This is a genomic window from Desulfovibrio sp. Huiquan2017 (assembly GCF_017351175.1).
GTDB lineage: Bacteria > Desulfobacterota > Desulfovibrionia > Desulfovibrionales > Desulfovibrionaceae > Pseudodesulfovibrio.
Genome location: NZ_JAFMPN010000001.1, coordinates 303,346 through 315,648 on the forward strand (window position 1 = coordinate 303,346; position 12,303 = coordinate 315,648).

Consider the following 12,303-nt stretch of genomic DNA (forward strand, 5'->3'; position numbering starts at 1 on the left):
TCTTCCTCACGCCAGACACTCCATCATCCCACCCCCCGCTGTCAACGCCGCAGGGCAGGGAAAGACAGTCTTACGGCGGACTCCGCGAACAACGTCCGCAGCAACGAAAGACCCCGCCGAGGCGGGGTCTTCAGTGTCTATGGCGCGGCTCCTAGAAATGGTAGCCGATGGAGGTACCGAGCCCCCAGGTGCGGCCGTTCTTGAAGTCCACATCATAGGCAGTGCCTCTGGAGTCGTGCATGGCCATACCTGTACGTTCCTTGGCAACAATGTACATGCCCGAAACATCCACGGTCCAGGCGTCCCACTTGTATCCGGCGCCCAGAGTGAATATCTGGCGATCATTGGCGGGCAGCATGGGGGAACTGTACTCATGGCGAATGGGCGTCTGGTCGTAGACATAACCCGCGCGCAAGGCGAATGCCTCGGTGAGACAGTATTCCGCGCCCAACTGGAAACGCCAGGTGGACTTATAGTTGAAGTCCTCGGAGGTATTGGACGCGGAGAAATCAGTAAAATTGAACTCGATGCGGTCGAACTGTTCCCATTGGGTATAGATCACGTCGAACTCGAAAGTCAGGTCTTTCGTGGGCGTAAAGCCCAGGCCCGCGGTGTAGCTCGCGGGAAAATCGGCAATCATGGTGGCGTTGCCCGAGTTGTTGATGGGGAGGTCGCTTCCGCGGATGGACGCGGAGCCCTTGCCTTCGAAATGCACGGGAGAGCGATAGGCCAGGCCCAGAGAGAACATATCGTTGAAATCATAGAGCAGGCCGAGGTTGAAGGCGAGAGAGGTCCCGTCCACGTCAACCTTGAACGTGCCGTCGCCCGGAACTCCCTTGCGGGTCGTAAAGAAGCCCTTGATGATTTCAATGCCGCCCCCCACGGAAAGGGAGTCGTTGACCTTGTAGGAGGCAACGGGGTTCAGGGAAAAGGTCTCCAGCAAGGCGTCCTGGATCATGGCCTTTCCGGCCCAATGCTGATTGTAGTTGGTACCCAGGCCGAACCGGGTGAATACGCCCACACCGAGAGTCCAGTCGTCGTTGATTTGACGGGTGGCAAAGGCGTGGGGCACGCCGAAGACCTGATTCTGGGTATTGCTCTTGTCGCCGTTGACGTACACTTCCGAAGATGGAGAAACCGCGGTCACGCCGCCGTAGATATTGGTACCCTCAAGCTTGCTCATCTGCGCCGGGTTGTAGGCGACGACCGAGGCGTCATTGCCGGTGGCGTAAGCGGCGGTACCCATGCCCAGAGCGCGGTTGCCCCACTCGTACAATGCGAAACCGCCAGCCTGGGCCATCGTGGCGGTGGCAAGCAGGCAAACCAGAAAACAGAACACAAAACATGCGGATGCGCGTTTCATCCTTCCCCCTTGAGAGCTCGTTTCAATGCCTCCGGCACCCTCCCAGATGCCTCGGAGAACTTCCACCCCGGACGCATTACGTTACTATATGGAAAAACTGCCCACTCATACATGAGGGAAAAAAGAATGTAAAACGAAAAAGTCTTTTCAAACAGCCGTTTAACTCATTTCCGGCGAAAACAAAAATGCCTGGGTGCGGCACGATTCTGGCACAGGATTAGGACATGCGCCCGAGGATGGAATAAATTTCCCGGCGCGGGAGGACACATGAAACAGTTCATTCCCCGGCTGGACGCCAAGGAAAAGAGTTTTCACGGAATGTTGGCCGTCGGCGGCCTGGCAGGCGTCATCGAAGGATCCATACGTTACGGCTTTACCGTACACACGGCGTTTCCGGGTATGCTGTTGACCCTGTTGGGGGCTTTCCTGGGAGGGTTCACCGGGCTGTTCATGAAGGACTGCATCCGGACTTGGCGGGGCCAAAAGCCCTACCGGGGGGTGCACAACGACGGCTGGATGATGGGCGGGTTCATGGGCACCTTTGTGGGCGCCCTGTTTCAGGTGACGGCCAGCCCGGACGGTGGCAACCTGGTCATCGGCGCCATTGTCGGGGCCTACCTCGGCGCGGTCTGCGGAGCGCTGCCGGACGAATTCGTCACTCCCATCCTGAGCAGGATGAACGAGGGGACGCCCGGCAGGCCCTGACGACGAAAGTGACGCGCAGGGCCCACCGGGCGGGGGTAAGCTATTTCATTTCCACCCAGATGACCGCACCCATCTCGAGTTCGCGGCCTTCATAAGGCTTCTCAGCGGTATTCAGACCGGCAAAGCCCCACCATCCCTTCCAAGGGCAGGCGAAGGTGAACACGCCCTGCCCGTCGGCGAGCACTTCCTGAGTAACCATACGCTCGTTGGGGGCCTGGCGCTTGCCATCCTTGTTGTAGAATTCCACTTCCACCCGGGTATAGGGGGCGGGCTTGCCGCCAACCATGACCACGCCCTGGAAAACGTTGCCCGCATAGTTGCCGAAGGGGCGGGTCAGAGGCACGATTTCGGTATCCAGGCCAAGCGGCGTATTCCAGTTCTCGCCCTCGCCATAGGCGTCGACCACCACCTTGGTGATGTGGCGGATGTAGTTGTTTTCCGCGTCTTCCTTGTAGGGAACCGGATCAAAGACGAAGGTGTACAGTCCCGGGGCCTTGGCAGTGAAGGAGGTATTCCAGGCCAGATGACCCATGACCTTGGTTTCCTTCAGCGTGGGCAGCAGATCCACGCGCTGGTCGTTGTCGATGGCCACGAAAAAGGCGGCGGGTTTCTCCAATTCCATGCCCTGACCCTCGAAGGGATGGGAAAAGGACAGGACCAGGTTCACGGTCCGCTTGGCCTGAGTCAATTCGTCGGTGTCGGGGATCAACATGCCGAAGTGAGCCTGGGCCGGACCGGCGAACAGAACGACGCACAGGACCGCCAGAGCGAAAATCAATTTCTTCATCACACACTCCTCAAAGATTGTTGCAAACAAAAAATCCGTCTTCTTACTTAATTCATGTTACTAGTATCAAACTAGTAACACAAGTCAAGTAAGATTACGGATTACTTACTCTTCATGGACAGTGATGGACCGAAACCGATCACTCCGGATGACGCCGCCAGCGCCGGGCCAGGGTCACGCCCGAAATATTGTGCCACAGACTAAAAAGCGCACCAGGCAATGCCGTGGCCACGCCAAAATGCTTCACGGCCAGGGCCACGCCCAGGCCCGAGTTCTGCATGCCCACCTCGATGGCCAAAGTCCGCGCGTCCCGCTTGTTGCAGTGCACGAGGCGGGCCAGGCCGTACCCGGCCGCCAGCCCCAACGAATTGTGCAGGACCACGGCCAGCAGGGCCAGTAACGGCAGCCCGAGCAGGGTCGCCTGGTTCAGGCCGATGATGCAGGCGATGAGCAGAGCTATGACGATGATGGACAGGGAAGGGAACCAACGCAGAAACGGTTCCAGCCATCGCCGGAAAAGACGGCGCAAAATCAGGCCGTCGATCAGCGGGAAGACCACGATCCAGAACACGGAGGTGACCATGGACCAGAAATCGATTTCCACCTGACGTTCCAGAAGCAGATAGATGATGGCCGGAGTGAGAACCGGCGCAATGCAGGTGGAGGCCAGGGTTATGGTCACGGAAAGCGGCACGTTGGCCTTGGACAGATAGGCGATGACGTTGGAGGCCGTGCCGCCAGGACAGGCCCCGACCACGATCATGCCGATGGTGATGTCCGGCGGCAGGCCGAGGACGCGGGAAATAATCACGGCCAGAACCGGCATGATGGCGTACTGCAAGACCATGCCGAGCCCCACCAGGGGCCACTTTCGCAATATCTCGACGAAATCCCCGAACTCCAGGGTCAGTCCCATGCCGAACATGATGACGCCCAGCCCCAGGGGGATGTGCGGCTTCACCCAGGTGAACGTCGGGGGGTAAACCAGGGCCACGGCGGACATGACCACGGCGATAAGAATAAAATTTCGCTCGAAAAGAAGGGGAACAGCGTCGATTTTCATGCCCGTGGGGTGGCTTAAATACGGATTCTTGTCAACGCTGGAGCAAAAAAACATGTCTCAAAGCATAGTTCCCGCGACAATCCGGCCCAAATGTCCCGCCATGGGCAAGGCCGCCCCCGGCAAGGCAGAATGGACGGCTCGCCGCCTCGCTGCGGAGCCGGGTTGAGCGGCATATGGGAAGAAGTGTTGACGAACGGTCGGGAACGCTGTAGGAAAACCATTCCCGTACAGAGGGAAGCCGGACGGCGGTCGCGTTGAGAATTCCGTCAGGTCCGAAAGGAAGCAGCGGTATCAATTGCTCCCGGGTGTCCGGTTTCCACTCAAAGGCGCGTTCAGTACTGAACGCGCCTTTTTTCTTGGGCCGATCAGCCGTCCGAGTCCGTCAGCTCCAGCTTGAGCGCCGTTTCCAGCTCTTCCAGGAGGGCCAGCCCCTTCTTGAAATCGTATTCGGCGATGAGCTTGAGCAACTGCGCCACCTCGGTCTGCACCTCGGTGGGCCAGACCAACTTCCTGACGGCCTCGCCCCGCTCCCGGCAATCCACCGGCGCTCCCTGGGAAAGCGGCAACCGCAACCCATCCAGGCTGGCCAGCAGTTCCTCCCGCGGGGCGACCTCCCCGTGCTGCGGAAAATCAGGTTCCTTGCCCCCGGCCCGCTTGAGTTCGCCGATGCTCCGAACAACCTCATCCAGCCGGACGGTGAAGGCGGCCAATTGCTCGGCGGTTTCCGTCTCTCTCTGATCCAGAGCCTTTTCCAGCTCACCGGCGGCCTCGAACAGCCCCATTGCCCCGAGCATGCCCGAGGTGCCCTTAACCGAATGAGCGAGCGCCACGGCCGCGTCGATGTCCCCAGCGGCTAGCTGTTCCCCGATCAGTTCGGCGGCGTTCGCGTACTTCTCGTCCAACAAAAGCAGCAGCGTTCTGTAGAGCTTCTCGTTTCCTCGGGCACGACGCAGGCCGAGTTGCACGTCGATGCCGTCCATCATGGCCGGAAGAGCGTCGGCATTCCCGGAGGGAGGCTCGGGGTGTCGGCCCGGAGCTGCCGAAGCGGCCGCCTGCTCGTCCCCCTTGACCAGCCACTTGGTCAGGACGGCGAAGAGGTCATCCGGATCGAAGGGCTTGGCGATATGGCCGTTCATGCCCACTTCCTTGCTCTTCTCGATGTCGGCAAGCATGGCATGGGCGGTCATGGCGATGATCGGCAAATCCTTGAAACGGGCCTGACTGCGGATGCGCCGGGTGGCTTCGTGCCCGTCCATGACCGGCATCTGGATATCCATGAGGATCAGGTCTACGTCGTGCTCCTCAAGAAATTCCAAGGCGGCCTGGCCGTTGTGGGCCTCGGAGACATCCACCCCGATGGAGGCCAGAATTTCCTGGGCCACCTGGCGGTTGATCTCATTGTCCTCCACCAGCAGAACGCGCTTGCCCGCCAGCCGGTCCAGAGCCTCTTCCGGCCGGACGGCCTCGTTCAGGGTGACCATCCCCTTGCCCAAGGTCTCCACCACAAGGTTGAACAAGAAGGACTGATTCACCGGTTTGAACAGCAGACCTCGGAACCCCAGTTCGTTGGTCCTCTTGACCAGGGAGGCGTTGCCGTAGGCGGAGACCATGAACATGGGCGGCTTGACCGTGATGGCCTCGTCCTTGAGAATCCGTTCGGCGGTCTCCAGTCCGTCCATTTCCGGCATGCGCCAGTCCACCACCAGCAGCTTGTAGGCGGCCTCGTTCCCGTCGGCGCGCAGGATGTCGAGGGCCTCGGCCCCGGACTTGGCCGTGGTCACGGACAACCCCATGTATTCGAGCATGCCCTTGAGGATGATCCGCGAAGTGGGATTGTCGTCCACCACAAGGGCCGGCATGCCCTGGAGCTCCTGAGGCAGGGTCGCGCTCTCCGTCTCCTCGTGGAAGACGGGAAAGGTGGCTTCGAACCAGAAAAGACTGCCCTTGCCGAACTCGCTCTCCGCCCCGATCGTGCCGCCCATGAGGTCCACCAGTTGTTTGCACAGGCTCAAGCCCAGTCCGGTGCCTCCGTATTTCCGGGTGGTGGAGGCGTCCGCCTGGGTGAAGGGCTGGAAGAGTTCCTGGATTTTTTCAGGCTTGATGCCGATGCCGTCATCCCTGACCGAGAAACGCAACGTGGCGTTGTTCGCGTCCTTTTTCACGGTGGAGATGCCCACCACCACGGACCCCTTGTCGGTGAACTTGACGGCGTTGTTGCATAGATTGATGAGGATCTGGGCCAGCCGCATGGGATCGCCCTGAACGGCGGGCGGCACGTCCGCGCCCACGCTGATGAGAAATTCGAGCTTCTTTTCGTTGGCCCGGGGCGAGACGATGGTGGTCAACTGTTCGAGGACCTGTTCCAACTTGAACCCCACGGACTCCACGGTGAGCATGCCCGCCTCGATCTTGGACAGGTCGAGCACATCGTTGATGATGCCGAGCAGAGACTTTGCCGAAATGTCGATCTTGTTCAGGTAGTCCCGCTGAGTGGCGGTCAGCTCGGTCATCTTGATCAAGTGAGTCATACCGATGATGGCGTTCATGGGTGTGCGTATTTCATGGCTCATGTTGGCCAAGAACTCGCTCTTGGCCTTGGTGGCCTTCTCCGCCGCATCCTTGGCCTTGATGATCTCCTTCTCGGTCTGCTTGCGGATGTGGATCTCCGAGGTGAGCAGCCGGTTGGTCTTGTTCAGCTCGTCCGTGCGCTCGACCACCCGCTTCTCCAATTCGTCGTAGGCGGTCTTGAGATTGGCCTGGGCGATACGCAGGGGAGTGATGTCCGTGATCATGGCGAACACCCCGCAGAAAATCCCTTCAGCATCGAACTGGGGGCTGGCCGAAATAAGGGTCCAGACCTCGGAGCCGTCCCGGCGTACAAATCGCCGCTCGTACTGGGAGGCCTGCCCGGCGCGACGCTTCTCAAGCTCCCTCGCGTGATTCTTCTGGTCGTCACCGTGAATGATATCCGGCACGAACATGCCCGTCAGTTCCTCTTCGGTATAGCCGAGCATGTCAGCGAAAATCCGGTTGACCTGGGAGATGTGTTCCGACGCATCGACCATGACGATGCCCTCAATGCTCGTCTCGAACAGACGGCGATACTTCACCTCGCTCTCGCGCAGTTCGGTCTCCCGCAAATGAATCTGGGCGGCCATCTCGTTAAATTTGGAGAGAATGAGCTGGACCTCTTGGAACCCCTCCTGCTCTTCCTCCGCGAGTTCGCCGTACTCACCGGCGGACAACCCCTCGATGCGCCGGATGAGCTGCCCGAGCGGCAGGCGCAACCCCCGGTTGAGAACGACCCGGGTGGACAGGCCGAGGACAATCACCACGGACAGCAGGGAAATCAGACTGATCCAGGTGGTCTCAAAAACCTTCTCGCGAAAAATGGCCTGGGTCAAACCGAGACGGACCACGCCGACTTCGATGTTATCGTAGCTGATACGCTTTTCTCTGACGATGGTCTCGCCCGGCGTGATCTCGCCGAAGCGGTAGATATCGTTGCCGCGATGATCCCGGACTTCGATGAAAACCACTATGTCGATGTTGGCGAAGGTGTTGCACAGGTTGACGACGGATTCCTCTTCCATGTGCCAGAGGTAGGATTCCAGGCTGTTGGCCAGGTGGGTTAAGGCCTCGTCGGCCCGCTGTTTGAACTGGGCCTCGGATTTTTGAAACAGGAGGACGAAAATGATCGAGGAAATGGCGAGGGAGGAGAGCACCACCACGACCACAAGACTTGTGGTCAGGTGTTGCACCAGGGAACGCTTTCTCCTGATTTTATGCAACGATGGCATTCACTGCCTCCTCTCCGGGGGTCTCCAGAACCCGTTTGCGGCCCGTCTTGCTACACGCCGCACAGCCTCGGCGGGCGGATGCCGCTCCGCTCGCTTACAGCCGTCCCCCACACACTTCATAGGCCCCGAACAGCTTCCCGTCGATTATATTCAACATCCGCAGCCGACCCCGGACGAACCACCGATTCATTGCAGCCAACGGCCCGAAACCAATTGCAGCGCATCCGCCCCCTGCCGTTAGCCCAACTCGCTGAAAAACAATGCCAAGGTCAGCACTGTACCACACGCACCCCGGACGGGACCAGCCCTTTGTGCCCGGTCACTCCGGCCGGTCGACCCGTCTTTTCTGTAACCTCCGGGTCACCCCGAACGCTTATATTTGTAGGGGGAGGAACCTCAACAAGGTGGCACTTATGCTCGACAAGAATAGCAGTGAGCCCATACTCAGCGAAATGGAAATCCGTTTTCTCCTGTCCGACCAGCCGATCCGCACGCCCATTCCGCGCCCGGCCCGGAGCAAGGCAAAGGTGGCGAACAGGAACGCCCGGAAAAGAAAAGGCAACGCCCTGTCCGCCGGGCCCCGGGAACAGGAACAACCCTGAGTCCCTGAAGCGCGACACGAAAAAAGGCTTACGATGTACATCGTAAGCCTTTTGCATTCGGTGGCGGAGAGGAGAGGATTTGAACCTCCGTTGGAGTTCCCCCCAAACACGCTTTCCAGGCGTGCTCCTTAAGCCGGACTCGGACACCTCTCCGCGTTGAGAGGGAGTAACTACCTAATATGGTGAGGCTTGGCAAGTAAAAATTTTCTCTTTTCTAGAGCGGAAGTTGCAAGCTTCCCCGGAACTCGTCCAGACTCTTGGCCCCGATCTCGGAAAGCAGGCTCTCCATGGCGTCGGCCAGGCCAAAAGCGAAGTCCGGACGCAGGAAATTGGCGGTCCCGACCTGCACGGCCTGCGCACCCACCAGCAGGAATTCCAGGGCGTCCTCGGCAGAGCTGATGCCGCCGATGCCGACCACCGGGATGTCCACGGCATGCACGGCCTGGTGCACGCAACGCAGGGCCACGGGCTTGACTGCCGGGCCGGACAACCCGGCGATGACGTTGGCGATGCGCGGTTTACGGTTGCGGATGTCCACGGCCATACCCGACAAGGTGTTGATCAGCGACAACGAATCCGCCCCCCCCGCTTCGGCGGCCTTCGCGCAGACCGCGATGTCGGTCACGTTGGGCGAAAGCTTGACCATGACGTGTTTATTCCCGGCCCGCTTCTTGACCGCTTCGGTGACCCGGGTGATCTGGGCAGGGTCCTGGCCGAAGGCGATGCCTCCCTCCTTGACGTTGGGGCAGGAGACGTTGACCTCCAACGCGGCCACGCCCTCCTCGCCCGCCAGCACCCCGGCCAACTCGCCGAACTCGGCGGCGTCGCAGGCGTACAGGTTGGCGATCACGGCCACTTTCCGCCAGGGCAGGTTCGGCAGGGCCTTGGTCACGAAGTGTTCCACCCCGGGGTTCTGGATGCCGATGGCATTGAGCATGCCGCACGGCGTCTCGGCGATACGCGGCATGGGGTTGCCTTCACGCGGCTTGAGCGAGAGCCCTTTGGCCACGATGCCGCCCAGCCGGGTCAGATCGCCATAGGGCGCGAATTCCAGACCGGAGCCAAAGGTCCCGGACGCGGTCATGACCGGATTTTTGAGGGAAAGACCGCCGAAATTAACTTGCATATCCATGGCTGCGGCCTCCTAAAGCTCCACGTTGTCCGTCCAAAACACCGGTCCGCGCGTGCAGACCTGCACGTGATGTCCCGCGCCGTCCTTGGTCACGCACCCCAGGCACGCGCCTACACCACAGGCCATACGGTTTTCGAGGGACACCTGGGCCCGGCCCCCGTACTCCCCGGCGAACCGCTGCACCGTGCGCATAAACGGCGTGGGCCCGCAGGCCAGGACCAGCCCATTCCGCCCGGCATACTCCTCAATCAGCCCCCGCATGGTCTCGATAATGCAATCCAGGTCGGACGGTTCCGCTTCCAGCATGCACCGACTTTCCACGGTCCGAGACAGGAGTTCATAGGGGTAACAGTCCAACGGCAGGCGATGAGCCAGAAACAGGTCCAGATTGCCGGGTTGCGGATGTTGCTCGACATATCCGCGAAAAGGTGCGATGCCGATGCCCCCGGCAAGCAACAGGGTCGGCGTATCCGGCTCCACGGCAAAGGAGTTGCCAAGCGGCCCCCACATGGTCACCATGTCGCCGGGTTCCAACTCGGCGATGCGCCGGGTGCCCCGCCCCACGGCCTGGATGAACAGGGTTATGGATGTTTCATCGCCCGAACTGATGGAAAAGGGCCGTCCCCAAACCATGTCGAGTTCCCAGGCGACGGGCCGGATCATGACGAACTGGCCGGGTTTCCACCCGTCCCAGTCCGGGCGTTCCAGCGTCAATTCGAAAAACGCGCCCGCCGTTTTTGATTGACCGACCGGGGATACTTTCAATACCTTGACACTGCGACAATTCCTCAAGGACATACGGATACCTTATGAGCACTAAACATATACCTGAAATAATGGCCCCTGCCGGGGACGGAAACGCCTTTCTGGCGGCCGTCGCGGCCGGAGCCGACGCGGTCTACGTGGGGTTGAAACATTTCTCGGCCCGCATGCAGGCCCAGAACTTCTCTATCAGCGAGTTGGCGAGGCTGGCAAGCCTCGGCCGGGATCGCGGCACCAAGACCTACGTTGCCATGAACACCCTGGTCAAGCCCCAGGACGTGGAATCCGCCGGGCGGCTCATCGACCGCCTGCAAAAAAACGTCAAACCCTACGCCCTGATCGTCCAGGATCTGGCCATGCTGACCCTGGCGAAGCAGGCGGGCTTCACCGGCGAACTCCACCTGTCCACCCTGTCCAACGTGACCCACCCGGACGGGTTGGCCGTAGCCAGGAAGCTCGGGGCGAGCCGCGTGGTCCTGCCCCGCGAGCTGAATCTGGACGAGGTCAAGCTCATGGCCGAGGCGTGCCCCAAGGACCTGGACTTGGAGATATTCGTCCACGGCGCGTTGTGCCACTGCGTGTCTGGCCGCTGCTACTGGTCCAGCTACCTGGGCGGCAAATCCGGCCTGCGCGGCCGTTGCGTGCAGCCCTGCCGCCGCCTCTACACCACGGGCAAAGACCAGCCGGAACGGCTTTTCTCCTGCTCGGACCTCTCCCTGGATGTGCTGACCAAGCCGCTGCTCGACATGAACCGGGTGGTCGCTTGGAAGATCGAGGGACGCAAAAAGGGCCCGCACTACGTCTACTACACGGTGAAGGCCTACCAGATGCTCCGCGACAACCCGCAGGACGGAGCGGCCAAGAAAACCGCCATGGAGCTGCTCGACCAAGCCCTCGGACGGCCCTCCAGCCACTCCGTGTTCCTGCCCCAGCGCGCTTTCCAGCCGGTCCAGCCCAAAGAGGAAACAAGCTCCGGGCGGCTCATCGGCGAAATCCGGCGGGACCAGAAAAAACTCTTTTTCGAGCCGCGCGAACAACTCGAACCCGGTGACCTGGTGCGCGTAGGATATGAGGATCAGCCCGGCCACCGGACCCTTCCCATCCGCCGTCGCGTGCCCAAGCGCGGACGCATTGACATTCCCTTTTCCAAAAAACAGGCGGGCCCGCCCGTGCCCACGGGCACCAAAGTCTTTCTCGTGGATCGGCGCGAGCCCGAACTGATGAAACAAATCAAGGAACTGGAGCGGGAGCTTGACTTCTTCCCGGCCCCGGAGCCCAAGGAATCGACCTTCACTCCCACCTGGCCCCAGGCCGCTCCGCGCAAACAATCCAAATCCCGGGCACGGGGCGGCGCCCGGCCCAGCACCCGCTCCGAGTCCGTAACCCTGTTCCGGCAACCGCCCACGGGCCGGACATGGGACCGCCCCGCCTACTGGCTGGAACGGTCGGTCCTGGGCAAGGTGCCCTCCAAGATCGCGTCCCGCGCCCAATGGTGGCTGCCCCCGGTCATCTGGCCCGGCGAGGACAAGAAATATCGTGGGCTCATCAAGGAAGCCATGCGCAAGGGGGCCCGCGAGTTCGTGCTCAACGCCCCGTGGCAGGTCGGCTACTTCGAGGACCGCCCGAACGCGACCCTGACCGCCGGACCGTTCTGCAACGTGGCCAACAAGCTCGCCCTGGACGTGCTGCGCGGCCTGGGCTTTTCCAGCGCCATCATCAACCCGGAGCTGCCCTTCGAGGATCTCCAGGCCCTCAGCCAGAATCCGCCCCTGCCTCTGGGCTTTGTCATCAAAGGGTTGTGGCCCTTCGGCATCTCCCGATTCCTGGCCGATTCCGTGCCGTTTGACGAAGCCGTCAAATCGCCAATGAACGAAGTCGCCTTCGTGCGTAAGTACGGCCAGAACAATTGGATATTCCCGGGGTGGGAAGTGGACCTGACCAAGGAAACCCGCACCCTGGAACGGCTTGGCTACAAAACCTTCGTGACCATGCTCGAACCCTGGCCGCGCAATGTTCCCCGGCCCAAGCGGACCAGTGAATTCAACTGGCGGTTGAAACTGCTGTAACGGAAGAATGCGGGAGCCCCCTC

The 12,303-nt window shown here is 60.8% G+C and carries 9 protein-coding genes, 1 tRNA gene and 1 other RNA gene; 4 read left to right on the plus strand and 7 right to left on the minus strand.

The features are described from left to right. Positions 1–151 precede the first annotated feature (151 nt). Complete coding sequence (locus J0909_RS01575; protein WP_207259858.1) at positions 152–1,363, minus strand: OmpP1/FadL family transporter; 1,212 nt, start codon at positions 1,361–1,363, stop codon at positions 152–154. 267 nt (positions 1,364–1,630) lie between these two features. Between J0909_RS01575 and J0909_RS01580 the strand changes: the two genes are divergently transcribed. Next, positions 1,631–2,068, plus strand: a complete 438-nt coding sequence (locus tag J0909_RS01580; protein WP_207259859.1) for a hypothetical protein — start codon at positions 1,631–1,633, stop codon at positions 2,066–2,068. A 40-nt stretch (positions 2,069–2,108) separates the two neighbouring features. On the opposite strand, the gene J0909_RS01585 is transcribed toward J0909_RS01580, so the two are convergent. Further along, a complete protein-coding gene (locus tag J0909_RS01585; protein ID WP_207259860.1) occupies positions 2,109–2,855 on the minus strand; it encodes a DUF4198 domain-containing protein in 747 nt (248 codons plus the stop codon). Positions 2,856–2,994: 139 nt separating this feature from the next. After that, the gene (locus tag J0909_RS01590) at positions 2,995–3,918 is read right to left on the minus strand and encodes a bile acid:sodium symporter family protein (RefSeq protein WP_207259861.1); all 924 of its coding nucleotides are present in this window, start codon (positions 3,916–3,918) and stop codon (positions 2,995–2,997) included. Between the two features lie 230 nt (positions 3,919–4,148). Between J0909_RS01590 and ffs the strand changes: the two genes are divergently transcribed. Next, an RNA gene (gene ffs / locus J0909_RS01595) (signal recognition particle sRNA small type) lies at positions 4,149–4,242 on the plus strand. 41 nt (positions 4,243–4,283) lie between these two features. On the opposite strand, the gene J0909_RS01600 is transcribed toward ffs, so the two are convergent. Then, complete coding sequence (locus J0909_RS01600) at positions 4,284–7,718, minus strand: hybrid sensor histidine kinase/response regulator (protein WP_207259862.1); 3,435 nt, start codon at positions 7,716–7,718, stop codon at positions 4,284–4,286. A 413-nt stretch (positions 7,719–8,131) separates the two neighbouring features. Here J0909_RS01600 and J0909_RS01605 point away from each other — a divergent pair, with 413 nt between their 5' ends. After that, entirely contained in the window at positions 8,132–8,320 is a 189-nt protein-coding gene (locus J0909_RS01605) for a hypothetical protein (RefSeq protein ID WP_207259863.1), read from the plus strand. 61 nt (positions 8,321–8,381) lie between these two features. Here the strand turns inward: J0909_RS01605 and J0909_RS01610 are convergent. The 3 genes from J0909_RS01610 to J0909_RS01620 form a co-directional block, all read right to left on the minus strand. Beyond that, positions 8,382–8,473 (minus strand) — tRNA-Ser (locus tag J0909_RS01610). Between the two features lie 61 nt (positions 8,474–8,534). Beyond that, entirely contained in the window at positions 8,535–9,452 is a 918-nt protein-coding gene (locus J0909_RS01615) for a dihydroorotate dehydrogenase (protein WP_207259864.1), read from the minus strand. Between the two features lie 12 nt (positions 9,453–9,464). Continuing rightward, the gene (locus J0909_RS01620; RefSeq protein ID WP_207259865.1) at positions 9,465–10,250 is read right to left on the minus strand and encodes an iron-sulfur cluster-binding protein; all 786 of its coding nucleotides are present in this window, start codon (positions 10,248–10,250) and stop codon (positions 9,465–9,467) included. An 11-nt stretch (positions 10,251–10,261) separates the two neighbouring features. Between J0909_RS01620 and J0909_RS01625 the strand changes: the two genes are divergently transcribed. Beyond that, positions 10,262–12,280 carry a peptidase U32 family protein gene (locus J0909_RS01625; protein ID WP_207259866.1) on the plus strand — a complete coding sequence of 673 codons (2,019 nt, stop codon included), beginning with the start codon at positions 10,262–10,264 and terminating at the stop codon, positions 12,278–12,280. Positions 12,281–12,303: the final 23 nt, after the last annotated feature.

Coding starts and splice junctions, on each gene's coding strand:
- J0909_RS01620 (WP_207259865.1), bottom strand. CDS start 10,250: ATGTCCTTGAGGAATTGTCGCAGTGTCAAGGTATTGAAAGTATCCCCG.
- J0909_RS01575 (WP_207259858.1), bottom strand. CDS start 1,363: ATGAAACGCGCATCCGCATGTTTTGTGTTCTGTTTTCTGGTTTGCCTG.
- J0909_RS01600 (WP_207259862.1), bottom strand. CDS start 7,718: ATGCCATCGTTGCATAAAATCAGGAGAAAGCGTTCCCTGGTGCAACAC.
- J0909_RS01605 (WP_207259863.1), top strand. CDS start 8,132: ATGCTCGACAAGAATAGCAGTGAGCCCATACTCAGCGAAATGGAAATC.
- J0909_RS01580 (WP_207259859.1), top strand. CDS start 1,631: ATGAAACAGTTCATTCCCCGGCTGGACGCCAAGGAAAAGAGTTTTCAC.
- J0909_RS01585 (WP_207259860.1), bottom strand. CDS start 2,855: ATGAAGAAATTGATTTTCGCTCTGGCGGTCCTGTGCGTCGTTCTGTTC.
- J0909_RS01615 (WP_207259864.1), bottom strand. CDS start 9,452: ATGGATATGCAAGTTAATTTCGGCGGTCTTTCCCTCAAAAATCCGGTC.
- J0909_RS01590 (WP_207259861.1), bottom strand. CDS start 3,918: ATGAAAATCGACGCTGTTCCCCTTCTTTTCGAGCGAAATTTTATTCTT.
- J0909_RS01625 (WP_207259866.1), top strand. CDS start 10,262: ATGAGCACTAAACATATACCTGAAATAATGGCCCCTGCCGGGGACGGA.